This is a genomic window from Candidatus Uabimicrobium amorphum (genome assembly GCF_009002475.1).
Lineage (GTDB): Bacteria > Planctomycetota > Uabimicrobiia > Uabimicrobiales > Uabimicrobiaceae > Uabimicrobium > Uabimicrobium amorphum.
The window spans coordinates 8,624,912-8,643,523 of sequence record NZ_AP019860.1 but is presented as its reverse complement, the minus strand read 5'-3'; the positions used below and the strand labels follow the sequence as shown (position 1 = coordinate 8,643,523).

At 40.4% G+C, this 18,612-nt stretch carries 13 protein-coding genes; 7 read left to right on the top strand and 6 right to left on the bottom strand.

Going from position 1 to position 18,612, the window contains the following annotated elements; all coding sequences use genetic code 11:
- Genes UABAM_RS30375 through UABAM_RS30355 form a run of 5 tightly spaced genes read left to right on the top strand, consistent with a single transcriptional unit; the run spans position 1 to position 5,652 of the window.
- Positions 1-1,002: an NAD-dependent 4,6-dehydratase LegB gene (locus UABAM_RS30375; protein WP_152022082.1), complete on the top strand. Its 1,002-nt coding sequence runs from the start codon at positions 1-3 to the stop codon at positions 1,000-1,002.
- Between the two features lie 9 nt (positions 1,003-1,011).
- Positions 1,012-2,172, top strand: a complete 1,161-nt coding sequence (locus UABAM_RS30370) for a LegC family aminotransferase (RefSeq protein ID WP_151971742.1) — start codon at positions 1,012-1,014, stop codon at positions 2,170-2,172.
- Positions 2,169-3,176, top strand: a complete 1,008-nt coding sequence (gene neuB / locus UABAM_RS30365; RefSeq protein WP_151971741.1) for an N-acetylneuraminate synthase — start codon at positions 2,169-2,171, stop codon at positions 3,174-3,176. Before UABAM_RS30370 ends, neuB begins: the two co-directional genes overlap by 4 nt.
- Complete coding sequence (gene neuC, locus UABAM_RS30360) at positions 3,173-4,345, top strand: UDP-N-acetylglucosamine 2-epimerase (protein ID WP_151971740.1); 1,173 nt, start codon at positions 3,173-3,175, stop codon at positions 4,343-4,345. The genes neuB and neuC overlap by 4 nt, the downstream gene beginning before the upstream one ends.
- Entirely contained in the window at positions 4,345-5,652 is a 1,308-nt protein-coding gene (locus UABAM_RS30355; RefSeq protein ID WP_151971739.1) for a nucleotide sugar dehydrogenase, read from the top strand. The genes neuC and UABAM_RS30355 overlap by 1 nt, the downstream gene beginning before the upstream one ends.
- A gap of 37 nt (positions 5,653-5,689) precedes the next feature.
- Here the strand turns inward: UABAM_RS30355 and UABAM_RS30350 are convergent, their stop codons facing one another.
- The 5 genes from UABAM_RS30350 to UABAM_RS30330 form a co-directional block, all read right to left on the bottom strand.
- Positions 5,690-6,391 (bottom strand): glutathione S-transferase family protein, encoded by a 702-nt coding sequence (locus tag UABAM_RS30350; RefSeq protein ID WP_151971738.1) that lies wholly within the window; start codon positions 6,389-6,391, stop codon positions 5,690-5,692.
- Entirely contained in the window at positions 6,388-7,248 is an 861-nt protein-coding gene (locus UABAM_RS30345) for a hypothetical protein (protein WP_151971737.1), read from the bottom strand. The genes UABAM_RS30350 and UABAM_RS30345 overlap by 4 nt, the downstream gene beginning before the upstream one ends.
- Positions 7,149-7,694: an FAD-dependent oxidoreductase gene (locus UABAM_RS30340; RefSeq protein WP_151971736.1), complete on the bottom strand. Its 546-nt coding sequence runs from the start codon at positions 7,692-7,694 to the stop codon at positions 7,149-7,151. Before UABAM_RS30340 ends, UABAM_RS30345 begins: the two co-directional genes overlap by 100 nt.
- On the bottom strand, positions 7,691-9,055 hold the full coding sequence (locus UABAM_RS30335; protein ID WP_151971735.1) for a cytochrome P450: 1,365 nt from the start codon (positions 9,053-9,055) through the stop codon (positions 7,691-7,693). The genes UABAM_RS30340 and UABAM_RS30335 overlap by 4 nt, the downstream gene beginning before the upstream one ends.
- An 80-nt stretch (positions 9,056-9,135) precedes the next feature.
- Positions 9,136-10,122 (bottom strand): 3-oxoacyl-ACP synthase III family protein, encoded by a 987-nt coding sequence (locus UABAM_RS30330; RefSeq protein WP_151971734.1) that lies wholly within the window; start codon positions 10,120-10,122, stop codon positions 9,136-9,138.
- Positions 10,123-10,305: 183 nt separating this feature from the next.
- Here UABAM_RS30330 and UABAM_RS30325 point away from each other — a divergent pair, with 183 nt between their 5' ends.
- Positions 10,306-11,769: a sodium:solute symporter family protein gene (locus UABAM_RS30325; RefSeq protein WP_229759331.1), complete on the top strand. Its 1,464-nt coding sequence runs from the start codon at positions 10,306-10,308 to the stop codon at positions 11,767-11,769.
- Positions 11,770-11,960: 191 nt separating this feature from the next.
- Positions 11,961-14,270: a hypothetical protein gene (locus UABAM_RS30320; protein ID WP_151971733.1), complete on the top strand. Its 2,310-nt coding sequence runs from the start codon at positions 11,961-11,963 to the stop codon at positions 14,268-14,270.
- A 39-nt stretch (positions 14,271-14,309) separates the two neighbouring features.
- On the opposite strand, the gene UABAM_RS30315 is transcribed toward UABAM_RS30320, so the two are convergent.
- Positions 14,310-18,452 (bottom strand): TAXI family TRAP transporter solute-binding subunit, encoded by a 4,143-nt coding sequence (locus tag UABAM_RS30315; RefSeq protein WP_173013663.1) that lies wholly within the window; start codon positions 18,450-18,452, stop codon positions 14,310-14,312.
- Positions 18,453-18,612 lie beyond the last annotated feature (160 nt).

The window sequence follows — 18,612 nt, the reverse complement described above, 5'->3', positions numbered from 1 at the left end:
ATTAATAAGAAAATTCTAGTCACAGGAGCGGACGGATTTATTGGATCTCACTTAACAGAGAAACTGGTTGCTTCCGGATACAAAGTGAAGGCCTTTGTTTACTATAACTCGTTTAACTTTTGGGGATGGTTAGAGGATCTACCACAGGATATTTTAAACGAAATCGAAATATTCACCGGGGATATACGTGATCCACATGGTGTTAAAAAGGCAATGGAAGGTTGTAGTGAGGTATTTCACTTGGCCGCATTGATTGCGATTCCCTATTCGTATCATTCCCCGCATACATATGTTGATACGAACGTCAAAGGAACACTGAACGTACTACAAGCGGCTCGTGAGTTAGAGCTAGAAAAAATTATACACACTTCCACCAGTGAGGTCTACGGAACAGCGCGTTTTGTGCCTATCACCGAAGAGCATCCTTTACAAGGACAATCTCCTTACTCTGCTTCTAAAATCGCGGCAGACCAGTTGGCGTATTCATTTTATTGTTCTTTTTCAAGCCCAGTTGTTATCGCTAGGCCTTTTAATACCTATGGGCCAAGGCAATCAGCGCGAGCTGTAATTCCTACGATCATTACCCAGCTAAGTCGCGATATTGACTACTTGGAGCTAGGAGCATTGTCGCCAACAAGAGATTTTAATTATGTGCAAGATACGGTAGATGGTTTTATCGCCTTGAGCAAATCTTCCGCAGCGATTGGAGAAGTTGTTAATATTGGTAGCAACTATGAAATCTCGATCGGTGATACAGCAAAGACGATTGCCAAACTCATGAATAGAGATGTGGAAATCAAATTAGCGAAAGAGCGTTTACGCCCTAAAAATTCAGAAGTCGAAAGGCTGTGGGCGGAAAATAAGAAAATCAAAGAGTTGACAAACTGGCAACCAGCATATGGTGATAAAGACGGTTTTGAGAATGGCCTACGTGAAACAATTTCATGGTTTAGCGATGGCGAAAACTTAAAAAAATATAAATCTCACATCTATAACATTTAGTGAAACAATATGGAAAAAATACTTCAGTTTATAAAAGAAATATATCCCAATAGAGATTTCATCCCGCTCCATGAGAGTAAATTTCTTGGAAACGAAAAAGAGTATCTTTGCAAGTGTATCGATATTAATTTTGTTTCTTCTGTGGGAAAATTTGTCGACGAATTTGAAGATCGTGTGGCGTCTTTTTGCGGTACTAAATATGCCGTGGCTGTCGTCAATGGAACCTGTGCACTGCAAGTGGCTCTTCGAGTGTGTGGTGTCAAAAACGACGAAGAGGTGTTGATACCAGCACTTACTTTTATCGCGACAGCGAATGCTGTTCACTATTTGGGAGCAAAACCAATATTCGTTGATAGTGAACGCAGATATTTGGGGATGTGCCCGTCTACACTACAGCAATTTTTGCAAGAAAACACTTATATAAAAGACCAACAGTGTTTTAATAAAAATACAAATAGGCGTATCGCGGCATGTGTGCCTATGCATGTTTTCGGACACAGTGTCGAAATTGAATCTATTGTGGAAATATGCCAACGCCATCACATCGTTGTCGTGGAAGATGCCGCCGAATCCTTAGGTAGTTTATATAAAAGTCAAGTAACGGGTACATTTGGTAAAGTGGGAGTTTTTAGTTTTAATGGCAATAAAATAATTACTTGCGGCGGTGGTGGTGCCATTATTACCAACGACGGTGACTTAGCGAAACATGCAAAGCATATTACAACGACAGCTAAAAAACCTCACTGTTGGGACTATGAACATGATGAAGTCGGTTATAATTACCGTTTACCTAATATCAATGCTGCCCTCGCTTGTGCTCAACTAGAACTTCTTCCCGATTTTCTAGAAGATAAAAGAAAAACAGCGCAATTATATTGCGATTTTTTTCGCAAGGAAAATGTTTCTTTTGTGTCGGAAGGTCCTGATCGTAAGTCAAATTATTGGCTAAATGCGATTATTTTAAACGATCAAAACCAACGCGATCAGTTTTTGAAGTATACCAATGAAAACAAGGTAATGACGCGTCCCATTTGGAAATTACTGAGTAGTCTCCCTATGTATGCAGATTGTGAAACAACGTCTTTGGAAAATGCCAAGTGGTTGGAAGAAAGAGTTGTAAATATACCGAGTAGTGTGCGTTTACATCAACAAATAAAAGGTGGGGAATGACAAATAGAGTTTTTATCATCGCAGAAGCAGGGGTTAATCACAATGGTGATATGAGCATGGCGAAAAAGTTAATTGATGCTGCGGTCCAAACCGGAGCAGATGCTGTAAAATTCCAAACTTTCAAAGCCAAAAGTCTCGTAACCAGAAATGCTGACAAAGCACAATATCAAAAAGAAACGACAAATCAAGATGAATCACAATTCGAGATGATTCGCAAACTAGAATTAAGCCATGAAGATCATGTAGAGCTTTACGAATATGCGCGAAATAATAATATTATGTTTTTGTCTTCGCCATTCGATATTGACAGCACAAATTTTTTAGTGCAGCTTGGCATAAACACCTTGAAAATACCTTCGGGAGAAATTACAAACTACCCTTACTTAAAACACATGGCTTCGTTGGGGAAAGACATCATTTTGTCTACGGGTATGGCAAATTTGACCGAGATAGAATTTGCGATGAATACTCTGACAAGTTGTGGCGCGACAAGGTCACGTATAACCCTCTTGCACTGCAATACCGAATATCCTACGCCGATGCAGGATGTGAACTTAACGGCAATGATAACTCTTCGCGAAGCTTTTAAGGTAAACATTGGTTATTCGGACCACACGCTGGGAATTGAAATTCCTATCGCCGCAGTGGCTCTTGGGGCAAAGGTGATCGAAAAGCATTTTACTTTAGACAATGACTTACCGGGACCTGACCACAAAGCATCTTTGTGTCCCAAAGAATTTACCGAAATGGTACGTTGTATCCGTAATATTGAAGTAGCTCTTGGAACAGGTTTAAAGCAGCCCTCTGCGTCAGAAGAAAAAAATAAACCCATTGCGCGTAAAAGTATCGTCGCGCGACAAGAAATAAAAAAAGGGGACATTTTTACGGAGCAAAATATTACAACCAAAAGACCTGGGACCGGTATTAGTCCGATGTCTTGGAGGGATGTTCTTGGAAAAACAGCCAAAAAAAGTTTTGTTGTGGATGAGATGATTGAAATATGAAAAAGAAAATATGTGTGATCACCGGTACTAGAGCGGAGTATTGTTTACTCACTAGATTGATCAAAAATCTCGACGAATCAACACAACACACATTACAAATTATAGCGACAGGAATGCATCTGTCCCCAGAGTTTGGTTTAACCTATCGTGATATAGAAAAAGACGGTTTCTGTATAAACAAAAAAATTGAAATTTTACTATCTTCCGATACTCATGTGGGGACCTCAAAGTCTGTTGCATTAGCCACAATTAGTTTTGCCGAAGCTTATGAAGAATTGTCCCCCGATCTTATTGTTGTATTGGGAGATCGTTATGAAATACTGGCGGCAGTGACTGCCGCTTTATTCGCGCAAATTCCCGTTGCCCACATTCACGGTGGCGAAGTTACCGAAGGGGCATTTGATGATTCGATACGACATTGTATTACCAAAATGAGTCATTTGCATTTTGCAGCAGCAGAAGAATATAAGAATCGCATTATTCAAATGGGAGAAAATCCCCAACATGTTTTTAACGTTGGCGGATTGGGGATTGATAATATTGTGAACACCGAGTTGATGTCTGCATCGCAACTAGAAGATAACTTAGGTTGCAAGTGGCAAAAGAAAAATTTTTTGGTTACTTTCCACCCTGTAACACTTAATCAATATGGAGAGTCCACGCAACAACTTCAAAATCTATTGGCAGCTCTAGATCAACAGCAAGACTGTTTCACTATTCTCACCAAATGTAACTCCGACCCTGAAGGTAGAAAATTAAACGCTATTGCTTCTAAATATGCGCAAGATAAACCTCTCAAAGCAAAATATTTTGATAATCTAGGATTAGTGCGTTATCTTTCTGTGTTAAAACATGTAGATGCTGTGATTGGTAACTCTTCAAGCGGTATTTTAGAAGCGCCTTATTTCAAAACAGCCACAATCAATATCGGTGAGCGACAAAAAGGAAGAATTTTGGCTGATAGCGTTATACAATGTGATGCCAGTGAAGAATCGATACGGAAAAGTATTTGTTACGTTTTTAGTGAAGATTTCAAAAAAATACTGTCGTCCTCTCAAAACCCTTATGGTAATGGTGGTGCAATAAAAAGAGTTATGGATGTATTAAATAGTTGTGATAATTTAGAGATAAAGAAGAAGTTTTTTGACATTGCGTTAGGGGTTTTTTGATGAAAGATCTATTGATTGAAAAAATAAACCACTTTGAGGCATGTGTGGGGGTTGTAGGTCTTGGTTATGTAGGATTGCCGTTGGTTTTACGCTTTCTAGAAGCTGGTTTTGCGGTAATTGGGTTTGATATCGATGAAAAGAAAACACAGGCTCTGCGCAAGGGCGAAAGTTATATCAAACACATTGATGCAACATTCATTGCCACAAAATACCAGGAAGAGAAGTTCGAAGCTACAACGGATTTTTCTCGTATAAAAGACGTCGATGCCATTATCATTTGTTTGCCAACACCGCTTTCTAAGCATCGCGAACCAGATTTGTCCTATATTACCAATTCCGCAGATGTCATGATTCCACATATGAAAAAAGGACAGGTTTTATCTCTGGAAAGTACCACGTATCCAGGAACCACCGATGAATTATTGAAGCCCAAGCTACAAGAGGCCGGTTTTACAATAGGTGAAGATACTTTTCTTATCTATTCTCCTGAGCGCGAAGATCCGGGAAATCCCAAATATAGCACGCGCACCATTCCTAAAATTTGTGGTGGAGCAACAACAAATTGTTTGGAAGTGGGAAAAACGCTTTATGAAGCCGTGATTGACGAGGTTATTCCCGTATCATCGACACATGTCGCTGAATTTGTTAAGATTTTGGAAAACACTTACCGTGCGGTGAATATAGCTCTCGTGAACGAATTAAAAATATTGACAGACCGTATGAATCTCAATATTTTTGAAATTATCAATGCCGCATCGACAAAACCATTCGGTTTTAGTCCTTTTTACCCAGGGCCAGGACTAGGGGGGCACTGTTTACCCATAGACCCTTTTTATTTAACATGGAAAGCGAAAGAGTTTGAATTCAATACGCGGTTTATTGAGCTTGCTGGTGAAGTCAACTCCTCTATGCCAAATTATGTGGTTCAAAAGGTCGGCTTGGCTCTTAATAGTCGCGAAAAAGCGATTAAGGGATCGAGCATTTTAATTTTGGGCATAGCGTATAAAAAGAATGTGGATGATACCCGTGAATCTCCTGCGGTGGTGCTCATTGACAAATTACAAAAGCTCGGTGCTAATGTTCAATATTCCGATCCATATATTCCTAAATTCCCCGATCTGCGCAAGTATCATTTCGAAATGACAAGCGTGGAACTGACCGCCGAAAATGTTGGTACGTTTGATTGTGTACTCATTGTGACAGATCATGATACATTTGATTGGCAGTTGATTCAAGAATCGGCACAGTTAGTCGTTGATACGCGCGGTGTCTTACCATGTGATAACGAAAATATTTTTCTCGCTTAGGGTGCTTTCATGTAAAACGGTAACCTGCGAAATAAAACTAGCTTTGCCAATAGGTATCGCGAATGCGTATACAATAGTCTTCTAAACAACTAAATTTCTTAGCGTACTCAGGTAGAGGACCTGGAACTGGTGACCATAAAATGGTGATAAAAAAACCGTACAATGTACAATCAATACTACGCGGTTTTTCGCCAAAAAAGTAAGTTTTATTTCCCAAGAATTCTATGATAGATCGTAAATTTTTGTTGCCTATGTGGTAAATTTCATCACGGGAATGACGTCCCATTCCCTGAAAATGCGCTTGGCGCAGTAAACGTTTGCGAATAATATGAATAATTCCTTTGCCTATAACGGGTGGTAAGAGAGGTGTTATTTCTTTTTTGATTTCGCGCCAGCCGTTTTCGTCTCCCCAACGAGAATAAAGTAACACCCAGTACAAGCTTTCTTCAATAAGACGTTGAAAGGCAAGCATAACGGCTTGCTGTTCTGCGGACATATTTGCGTCTAGGTTAGGGGTATAGTTTTGTTGCAGATATTCCATAATAAAAGACGAATCGCTTATCGTTTTTTCGCCGTCTTGGATAAAAGGCATTTTCCCTTTTGGTCCACGCCCTGGATTATTTTCCCATACGTTTGTATACGCAATTCCAGCCATACGTAAATAGGTTTCTACTTTTATGCAAAAAGGACTGGAGCTGGGAAGTCCCCATGAACCAGGGTATTGATGCAATGCAATCATTTTTTCTTCCGTAGTGAAAAGAGTATTTTCGGATATATTAGTGAATGTGCAGGCTTTGTCATGTGCAGTACTTCGAGAAAAGCTTGGTGAACACTTGGTTTTTGTGTCGCTGTGTGTAGAACGCGATCAAAAAAAGAGTGAATGACCTTAGAAGAAAAAGACTTGTTGTTTGCGGCAATGCGATTGTCTTCACTACTGGCAATTAACCATGGCATAAAGTTTGCTCTGTGCAGCTTTTTGTAAAAAGATTTGCTTAACTGGGTACTCTGTGAAAAGTTCTTACGCAAGCAATTGTCTAATTCTTGCACTGCAAGAGCACTCACTGTCATACCTTGTCCATACACGGGGTTAAAGGCACAAACACTGTCACCTAAACACACTAAGTTTCCCGGGAGTTTTTTTAGCTGGGTGAAGTGACGTAGCCTACTTTCGGTATTGCGATAACAATAGATTCGGCTTAGTGGCTGTGCATCGCGTATGGCCTCGTAAAACATTGGATTGCGTAAGCTTTTTGCGAAATGGAGAAAGGCCGTATCTTCTCCCGGGGGATAGTCCTTATTTGCTCCAATCAATGTTGCAATCCAGCGATTTTCTTCTATAGGCTGTAAGACACCACCACGAAAAGAATGTGGGGGATTCATTTGGATATAAAGTTGTTTCCAGTCTCTTTTACCCTCTGGAATTTGGTAGTGGCGACTCGCATACCCTAAATGCGAGTTTATTCGCGATTCACGAGGTGCTGGAAATCCATACTTTTCTAGAAGTTTAATGGTTTTACTATTTTTTCCTGTCGTATCGACAACAAAATCTCCGTGCACATCTTGTAATTCTTTTTTACCGCGATACGTACACCGCATACTTCACCGTTGTCGATGATTAGATCTTTATACTCGGCGTGGGGTTCAATTTTTACTTGAGGAATGGCCATGACTCTTTGACGAACGGTATGTTCTAACATCCATCGTGAAAATGTATAACTAACGACTTGAGAAGTAAAGCGCGGAGTCCAACCATATGGATTCAACCACAATGTATCTTTTCCCCAATCCATAGTAACCGCACCCTTGGCGATGAGATCTTTTTCGATTTCAGGGAAAAGTTTTTGTAAAATAAACAGTCCACGGCGCAACAATACATGTAGATGCATTGCTTGTGGAACACCTTTTCGCGGGCACACTTCTGTGGGAAAAGAGTCTTTGTCAATAAGCGTTACTTTAGTGAAATGTTCCGCAAGAACTCGTGCGCTTAATAACCCTGCTATTCCGGCGCCGAGAACGATGGCGTGATTTTTGGGTAAGTTCATATGTCACCTCGCATACTTGTATGGAGTTCATGGCGGTGGATCTCCATCACTATTCCGTGGCGCGGACGCGCAGTAATGGTCGTTTCTACTTCGATTTTTTGATGGGGAACAACTGTAAATCTATGGTTTTGCAAAAACATCGCAAGAATAATAACTCCTTCGATCATCGATAAACGCGCGCCGCTACAAATGCGCGGGCCGGCTCCAAACGGCAAAAAGGAAAAACGATGACGTTTTTTGCTATTTTGCGGAGAGAAACGCTGTGGATTAAATTTATGCGGTTCATCCCAAAATTCAGGGTGACGGTGTATTTCCCATATACTAAGTAGAATGTTGCAGTTCTTGGGAATTTTTTTGCCGTCAATTTCATCGGCGGCCAAGGGCTGTCGTGCAAGAATCCATGCTGGAGGATACAGGCGCAAAGCTTCTTGGTATACCATGGTGACATACTCTAATTTTGCGATGTCGGCATATTGTGGATTGCGTTTTCCGAGCACTTCTTTAATTTCCGCACGCATTTTTTTTTCGACTTGTGGGTGTTGACTTATTAAATAAAAACACCATGTTAGCGAGCATGCTGTTGTTTCGTGACCTGCAAACAAAAAAGTCATCATGTGATCGCGAAGTTGTAAATTGCTCATGGGTTCGCCAGTGTCTTCATCGTGCTCGGCCATCAAAGTTCCGAGCATATCATCGCCGAAATTCTGCTGTTTGCGGCGTTCATTGATCATCGCATAAGCAAATGTATCGAGTTTTTTCACCGCACTTTTAAACCTAAGATTGTTTGGGGAGGGTATGGGAGTGGGAAGGTGCACAATTGATTTGATGCGTTTACCACAACAACGATTTGCTTGCAGAAAAGCGGCGGTAATTTTTGCGACTTCGTCCTGTGTTTCTAAGCTAAACAACATACGCATCGCTGTTTTGAGAACCAAATCTGTCATTTCATCACACATTTCGAATTTCTTTTTGTTTTGCAGTGCTGTAAGAGATTGGTGTGTAATTTCAACAATGAGCGGTACAAAAGACTCCAGTGGTTGCGGTTTAAAACTTACGTTGGTAATCTTGCGGTGCTTTTTCCACTTTTCCCCTTCCAACTGCACAAGTCCTTTTGCGCCTGTAAGAGGAATGAGCTTATCAAAGATTAGCCGACTGTGTACATAGTTTTTTTGATTGGTTTGCAATATATGTTGTATATAATCAGGGTGAAAAACGAAAAAAAATCGCAACGGTCCCATCCACATTTGTACAAAATCTCCGTACTTGTCCTGCGACTTTCTCATTAGAGAAATGGGGTTGGTGGCAAAGCGAACCACATTACTCATCGCATGTAAAATACTTGGTCCTGGTATACCGGGCATAATGCCTCCTGCGTTAAAATGGTGGTTTGATCGTGAGGAAACCAATCACCCTCTTTCGTTTTCCACCTGTCCTAGAAATTTTACAAATAAAAAGCAACACCTGCTTGATTATAACCAACGCCAGAACCTATCAAAACCACCAAATCACCTTGTTTGGCTTTTTTTTCTTCTAAGGCATCGTGTAAGGCCATCGGAATACAAGCCGAACCGGTGTAACCCCACTTCTCCATCACACAATGCGTTTTTTCCCATGGAATTTCTAGCTTTTGCATGACTTTTTCGATGGTTCTCTTACGCACTTGAGTAAAAATAAATAGGTCAACATCACCAATCGAAAACTTACCGCGTTCGCATACATCATGTACTAGTTTTGGCCAGCCGTCTTCGTTAACAGATGGTGGGTACTTGTTGAGCATTTTTACTTGAGTGCGTCCGGCGGCGATGGCGTCGTTGTTGGCGGGCTCTACCGTTCCTCCGGCATAAATTCCCCAATCTTTTGCGTAACTTCCATCGGCCAATAGTGCCGAAGATACAAAGCCGGGTTTGTCTTTGGCTTCTAGTACCACAGCTCCTGCACCATCACCATAGAAAAACGACATTAGGTCACTTTCGTCTGCCAAACGGCTCATTAAATAGGCACCTATGACTAGAATATATCGATAACTTTCGTTTGTGGCCATCAGACCGCTAGCGATAGAAAACGCTGTGGGAAAAGAAGAACAAGCGCAACCAACATCAAATGTCCCCGCATTTGTTGCACCTATCTTATGTGCGGTGATCACACTTGTTGAAGGTGTAATGTAGTCAGGAGAATCTGTTCCTACGATGACAACGCTAATGTCTTGTGGTTTTAAACCCGCTGCGGCAATGGCTTTTTCGCCCGCTTTCGCTGCTAGGTCAGATGTCGCCATATTTGCGGCGGCACGCCATCTCGTTTGAATACCGGACTTCGCGGCCATTTTTTCTACGAATTCTGGGTCGTCTGGAAAACGTTGTTGTAAAACAGAATTGGGCAATTCTTGTTCGGGAACATATACCGCAGAACTTTTGAGTGATGCATATTTCATAGTTAAATCTTCCTAAATTGTTTCTCTAAAGGGTGTCAATAATGATCTTTGCCAACAACGGGCGGTTGTTTTATTTAGATGAAAACACTATAAACTTTTACAAATTTAAACTTGGCGTAGTGGTTTGTTTACAATAGAATGAACGAAAATCATCTTTGAAATTTCACTTTAAGGAAACTTGACATGGACATGATACCGGTCATTTTTAAATACTTCTTTATGCTGCTATATGTTGGTTCTACTTTTTATCTTTCCTACATTGGTATGAAAAAAACCAAAGATCTAAAAGGTTTTGCGATTGGAAATAAAGATATGAGCCCTCTTTTAGTGGGTGTTACCATGGCGGCTTCGATATCTTCTACGGCAACTTTTGTTATTAATCCTGGTTTTGTATACAACCACGGGCTTTCCGCATACCTGCACTATGGTGTCGCGGCAACTCTCGGAATTATCGCTGCACTTGTTACTCTCAGCAAAGGATTCCGCAAGTTAGGGGCCGAGAGTGGAAGTTTAACAATACCAGACTGGATTCGTCACCGTTATGGCAGTAAGATGCTTGCCCTTTTTTTTGCAATACTGAATTTATTTAGTATTGCGTTTATTGTGTTAATTCTTATCGGATGTGCAAGTATCACCGCGCAGTTATTTGGCATTTCCAAAACTCTTGCGTTGACATTGGGCTTAGTATTTACATTTTCCTATGTTCTCATGGGAGGAACATACGCCCATGCCTATACAAACTCTTTACAGGGTATTCTAATGATTGTGGTTGCCTGTATACTTTTTGTCAGTGGCTGGGAGTACTGGCAAAGTGGTTTCGTAAACGAACTGAAATCCGTAGGCGAGAATTTTGCTAGTATGTATAACCCTGAACCTTTTAACGACAAGACACCACTTTATTATAGCTTTTTTTCGGTATTTGCAAGTGGTTTTATCATTACTTTTGCTTTGATGTTTCAACCTCATATTTTGACTAAGGTGTTGTACATCAAGGAAGAAAAAGATGTGAACAAGTTTTTGATAACGACGTTAGTGGTTGGATTTACATTTTCCCTGGTACTTTTCGTCGGTTTTTATGCGCGTTTTGCTGGCTTGGAGATTAGCAATCAGGATGACACGGTGGGGATTTATATCACTCAGATTTATAGCCAAAGTCTCGGTGGGAAGTGTTTGTTGGCATTTGTCGCTGTAACTTTACTGGCCGCGGGTATGTCGACGCTGGACGGTATTCTCGTTTCATTGTCGGCGATGGTCGTGAATGACATTTATATGCCGTTTACCAATAGCCAGGATGGTATGTCAAAGTTTGGACTTGCACTATCGCGTTATGTTTTGATTGGTATTGGTTTAGTCGCTTTTATCCTGGCGTTAAACCCACCACCTTTAGTAGGAATTTTTGCACAACAGGGTGTATACGCCTTGGCCGCTGCGAGTTTTGCCCCGATCGTAATTGGTGTACTATCGAAAAGAAAAATACACTACTCGATTATGTTCACCGCCGCGTTTCTTGCTGTGGGAATTCACTTCTACCTCAACTTATTCGCTGGCGTAACCAACCCAAGTGTTTCTTCGAGTATTGCAATGCTTATCAGTATGGGAGTGACTCTGGTATTGTTGGCGGCTACGCACAAGAAAAGTGAAGCGTAAACTTACTCTGACACCATTATTTCACAATATAGTTATCCCGATTTTATGCGGGATAACTGTACGTTTCTTTACTTTTTCGATACACTTTTAATGCCAAATCAAAATTCTACATTTCAAATCACCTTTTTCTGTTTCAAAGCCAATAGTATTGCGTAAAGGTTTATTATTATGTAATGCAAAGGAAAACAACCATGAAATATTTGCTATATTTATTCTTACTATGTAATACTTTGTTTGCCGTAAACCATGAAGATGTGATTGAGGCTGCCAAGCATGTGCAAGAACAGGTAAAAAAATACGATGTCTTGCGTAAACAAGTTCTAGAAAAGTTTATTAATAAAGAGAAAGTTGTTCATCTAACGGCGCAGTTAGGAGCATTGGAAGGTAATATCAGTGCTGCGATCAAAAGTTACACGACAAAGCGCAAGATTTATTTGAACTCCATAAAAGGTTTGTTAGAGCTACGTAGTCAAGCTATTCTTGTGCAAGGTGAGGCAGAAAAAGCGAAGGCAGAAGAATACGGATTATTGGTGTTAAATGCCGTAAATTTAGATTTACCTAAGTTAGATCCGGCACACAATAGTTTTGTTCTTATACTAATGAACGACTTGAAAACAAAAAGTATCGTCGAGGAAGGACTCAACGGATGGCGTAAGAAGTTGACGCGTCTTCGTGAAAAAATGAACATTGAGGAGAGAGCCAAAACTACTTTTCAAGAGTTGATAAAAACCGATGTGTTTTTAGATGAGTATGTAAAAGAACACGTTATTGGAAATCTGGTTTCCAAGTTTAAAGATCGGTTGCCAAGGTTGAAAAAAGCGTTGAAAAAATTGGCTGATGTCGATGATAAAATTGGGCAAGTACTTGATACTGTAGAATTCATTGATGCGATGAAGACGCTTGGTAAGTTTGAGTTGAACATCGAGACCTTAAAAGTGGTTGCCAGTTTTTGGGCAAAGGTTGCGGCAAGTGTACCTGGTGGACAACTGGTTGAGGCGTACATTGACGATTTCGTTTTGCAAGCATTGGACGCTGTGGGGAATACGGTGGCTATTTTAGAATTTGCGGCTTCAAAGAAGAATCTTGCTAAATTGTTTGTGTACCTCGGGAACAAGAGTGTTTCTCCTCGCAGTACCAGAGGTTTTAGTGAGAAAAAAGGCCTTTTTTATTTGGCGATTCCACCCGCAAAGCTGATATTAAAAACACTTCCTAAATCAGGGAGTCGCTATGAAATGAACACTTTTATCGATGTGAAGTACAAAATTCCTTTTGAAATTCCCGAAAGAACGACAATGTACATAGATCTTGTTGCCTCGGAGATTGCGCATGGAAATGTTGCGGTAAATCGCGCGAACAGTTTACAACGATTTTTTTTGGAAAAGCGAGAAGGTATTCTGAAGAAAAAATTCAAAACACCTGCGCGTCCAGGAAAGTATGACTTACGACTACACGGCATATTTTCCCGAGAAATCACACACGTGAGTTTTGAAGTTCAGGCCGAAGGTCGTGGCGTTTTGCTATTAGCAAAGAAGGAGTTTGTCGCAGGAGAGAAAATAGTTGTCTCCTATCAACTTCCCAAATGGTATTCCAAAGAGACACAAGTCGTCATTTCTCCTGGAGGAGAAAGTAAGAGCGTTTCCTCTATGCCCAATGGTTCGGTGATTTTTGACACGCCACAACCTGGGAATTATGAATTTCACTTGGCCAATACTTTTTCTGGGGAAGATGAATACATCACTTTCATCGATGATCGTGTCAATTTTATCGTTTTAGAAAAGTTGCCTTGGGAACCTCTCATTGGCAATTGGTCGATAGAGTACAACGACAGTAAACACGAAAAAATCAAAGGATTTATGTTTATCACGAAAAATGGACCACACGGATATTTAGAGGTGTCGGGAAAAAGACAGGAACTCACACACTTTAAAGAAAACCTTCACTATACCACAAACGGAATCAAGGGAAGTTATATACAAAATGCGACGGCCACAAGACCTGTTTTTGTGAACCTGAAAATCACAAAGAATTTGCAAGAAATCTCCGGTAGCTGGCGTATTCGCGAGCGAATGAAGAAGCCATTTGCACTTCCACCATTACGCCACGCACAGCGCGAGTTTTTGGATGAAGAAAATGATTCTTATGCAATGAAAGGTAATGAAGTGTGGCGGCGTTTACCTACTCCGAAAATCGTTAGTGCTAGAGTAAAGAACAAAATACCAGAAAATATCATCAAAGGCCTGTGGAAACTTGGATACAAACACCGTGTTACACTGCAAGTAAAACTGAAGAAGGAAAGATTGTCTATGTTCCAAAAATCCGGAGGGAAGCATTACTTGTCCATCAAATTTGCGGACGTTCATTTACAAAAAGTCGGCGCTGTTATGGTGACGAAAAATGGTTTGGAATTTGACGTGTTTTTGCTACCAGGTGCTAAAGAAGGCGTGAAAGAAATAATCGTGAACAATAGTGTTTCTGCGTGGATGCTACGATTTGAAAGGTAAACAGGAGAAAGCTATTCTCCTGTTTACTGTCTAGCTCGTTTATTTAACACCGTCGTGCAAGTAGTACTCTGGTATGCGCTGTAGTAAATGTTTATCTATTTTTCCCCAACTTGCATGTGATTTTTGTAGGAAATCTTTGTTTTCTAAAATCAAATCAAATACTTTTTTGATCATCGTCGAGGATTGCGAACGATGGGTGATTAACAACGATAATGTATTGAGAACTACGGTATCTTTTGTTAGCCACGGATATGTTCCTGCGGCAATGACGGTTGTTCCGTATATACCTGTTGACTTTTTTTGAATACTCGCGATAAAATCAGGGCTTATTTCTAAAAGTGCAATGTGGTCGCGATAGCTTTGATCAATGTTTTTGAAAAGTTCTGCGGGGGCGCCTACGGTATAAAACATGGCATCAATTTCCCCAGACAGCAACTTTTCTACCGCTTTTTGTGGAGAAGAATAATCGGCGGTGATCGAGTTTATATCGACGCCAGCCATGTTGAGTAGTATTCCTGCGGTAATTGATGTTCCCGAAGTATCTGCTCCAAGGTGTACGGTTTTGTCTTGTAGATCTTGGAGCCGTTGTACTTTGGCGTCTTTGCGTACTAAAATATGAATTTCCTCTGTTCCCACAGGTGTGATGATGGCGACCTGTTCTATTTTCTTCTTGAGTTGTTTATCAATTGCCGTGGCCAACCAACTATCGAATTGTGTAAAGGCGATGTCCACTTCATTGTTGGCAATGCTCAGTAAGTTGCGAAACGCTCCTGGAGATTCGCGAAGTACAACCTCTATTTGATCTTTTGCCAAGAGTTGTTGAATCGAAAGACCTTTTTGGTAATAAGTTCCTTGGGCACTACCTACGGCCAAGTGTAATTGGGTTTTTGGTGCAACGGGTTTTGTTGCCTTGGTTTGTTGTAGGTTATATATTTTGAGATACACAAAGCGTACATGGGCATATTTAATAAAGGGAACCAAAAATACTTGCGTGTATTCTTTGGTTTCTCCTGGTTGGATCGTTTCTTTTGGATCGATAAAGACCACTTTTATGGTTTTTTTTGCTTGGTTTTGTAAATTGGCGTTGATTTTTATTTTGGTAACCGCCACGCTATTGTTGTTTGTAAAACGGAAGTCTACATACCACTTATTGTTTTTTGGATAAAATTTCATGGCCTTGACTACGCAATTTTTTAGCAAATGATCGTTGATTTTTACACGACTTTTTATTTGGGGACGAATGGGTAGCCATTTGTTTTTGGCGCGTAGTAACAAAGCATTGTAAATATCAACCGGGAGCTTAGCGGACATTTTGTATATTTGCTCGTTGCTGTAGGTAAAATTTAGATTTGCCACCATAATAATTCTCGCCACAACACGCGCAGGTTGGGTGAAGATGAGTTTGTTGAGCAGCGGTACGGATAGCGGTTCTAATTTTTTCCCCTGCAAAAACTTCTTGAGCACCTTGTCTTTGGGATTCGTCGCAAACGCTAAACAGTAGTAAGCATCACTGTAAGCATACTGTTTTGTTTTGAGGTATACATTACCAAGCCCAACATATGTATCAAATTTACCATCGTTGTCTACTTCTAATGACAAACGTGCGATGTACGCATTGAGAGCTATATTGTATTCCTGAAGGCTGTAAGCTAATTGCGCGATAGCTCTTAGCACATAAAGATCAGGAGTCATTTTACGCTTTTTATATATGGCCAATACTTGCTGGTAATGTCGTAGCGCTTTGGCTTTGTTTTTTTTGTGTGCATAGTAAAACTTCGCCACTTCGAGTTCCATTTGCACATTTTCAGGGTATTTTTTCAATAATAATGAATATTCCGCTTCGGCGGTTGTGTATGCGCGGGTGTATAAATAATAAGCAACTCTACCCAAATCCGCTGTGATAAATCGTTGATTTATGGCAAGAGCCTTTTTATATTGTTCCTGGCCTTCCACAAATTTCTGTTGTAGATAGTAAATTTTTCCCAAAAGAGCATGTGGCTCTGGGCTTTCGTGCAGTTCTAGAGCAATTTTGGCATCGTGTATGGCTTCTTTATAACGCTGTGCTTCGACAAGTAGTTTCGCGCGGTGAATATATGCATTGGCATTTTTGGGATAAAAATGAATTAAGTGATTGTAGTGCAAGAATGCATTTTTATTGTCTTTTTCGTTTGCGTAGTATTTTCCAAGAGTCTCTAACGCAATACGATTTTTCGCATTGATTTCCAAGGCTTTTTTTAAATACGCGACCGCTTTTACCTTATTTTTTAGCACGGCATTTTTTAATGAAGTTTGGCCTAAAAGCGCCCAGAATAAGTCATTTTTGGGTTGTAGACGTGTTAGGTGAAAAAATTCTCGTGATGCTCCGCGATACCATTTTCGTGATGCATAGTATGAGGCCAACTTATAATGATCTGCCATTTGTAATTTACGGTTACTAGGGTAAAAAACTTCGGGGAATTCTTCGACAGCTATAGAGACCGGTAATGTAATGTTATAACCATGCAAACTACCGGTGTGGATTGCGGTATTAATTCCAATAACGCCACCTAAATTGAGATCATAGCAAGGGCCTCCGGAATTACCTGAGGTGATTTGTGCATCTATGTAAATGACGTCTAGTTTACCATATGGATTTTCTACAAGACGAATAATCGTACCTTCAGTAATTGTGATGTCACTACTACCAAAAACATCTGTGCGGGGAAATCCGAGAGTGAGAATGCGGTCACTTTCTATGGTGTTTTGTGGATTGGCCATTGGCAAATACGGGTAGTTGCCACCTTCTATTTTTAGTAAAGCAATATCCTTATGCACCGGCTTTTCTTGGTACCACGCCGCGACTAATTTTGCACGTACTTTTTGATTGGCAACACCCGAATCCCAGGAAATGTGCAACTCTTTTGCTTGTTTGTAATCGTCTTTGTGGTCGAAACATACATGGTGATTGGTAATTATGTACCCTGCGGGGTGAATAAACCATCCGGTTCCCGTTCCGCGTTTTTTGCCATAGTTGGCGTGGACGAGTACAGTCGCTTTCTTAGCTAGTTTCACGACATCCGCCGTTGACATCGGTGTATCTTTGCGCTTTGCGATAAACTTTTCTGGAAAAAAACGCAGTGTTTTGCGTAAATGATGCCATATGTGTTCGTGCTCTGCGGTTAAATTGACACGTATGAAAAATTGTACGGCATTTTGTTTGTAAAAGAGTGCCCGCCAATTTTGTGCTTTATCTTCTGTGGTAAAATGACCAACAACTAGCTGTGTGTCGTTCCACGATTCGACGCGATGTGATTTTTCTCTAGAAAGAGGAGCGTTATTTAAAAAAGAGGGGAGTTTTCTTTTGTATTCCTCAAGAACAGATGTTGCTGTTTCGTCACCAAGCGTAACATGTACTTCAATACTCTCCATTTTTTTTGCTTGAAATTTTGTGGAAAAAGCCGAAGGCATTATGTCGTTGGTTACTGACCAACTATGGGGATATTGCAGTTCGAATAAACTGGTGATATCGCGGTAAGGAGTATATTTATGGAATTCGTTTGTGGCATTTTCAGAAGAGAACTCCACGACATCGCGATGTAGATCTTTTATTTCATCAATTCCATATTTTTCTCCAAGTAGTTGATATTGTTTGATGACTTCCTGCAAGTCCTTGATTTCGCGTTTGTATTTTTGAATGAGCTTATTCTTTGCGGCAAGTTGTTCCTCGTAGGCCTGTATTTTTAATCGTTGTTTTCGCGAATAGGCGTCTCGATCTTCATCGTCTTTGTAAGGTAGTGTGTGGTAAACAAGCTTAGTTACCCTTCCAAAAGATAAAGTTTGTTCTTTACCGGACAATACTTCCGCATCTACTACGAATTCATGGCGACCCACGAGGTCATTCTTTTGCAAGTCATTGTCAAAAACTTCCATACGAATTTTTTGTTTTGCGGCGATAGAAATTCTCGTGGGAAACCCCTTTTGTACGGCAAAGGTATCTTTGAATTTTTTGCTTTCAAAAATAGTAAGCCATTGACTATTTTGCCACACGGAAATGGATAACAAAATATCAGGTTTGCCATAGAAGCCATCCCAAGACTTTCCCGCGGCATTTTTTTTTGTAATTTCGATACTTTGTATGTAAACGTAGCGTTCACTTGCGAAAAGCATGGGTAATAACAACAACAGAGTCATCATTCTCTTCATAGCGATCATCCTTGCGTCAGGTAAAAATTTTCACCAAGAATAGAGGTGTTTCATCGAGATAAAACAATACGGAATCAATAAGTGGTGACCAAATTTGTAAAAGCCGATTTTTAATTTTATCAAAAACTACGCCAGAATAGCAATATATGTGTCAAATGTG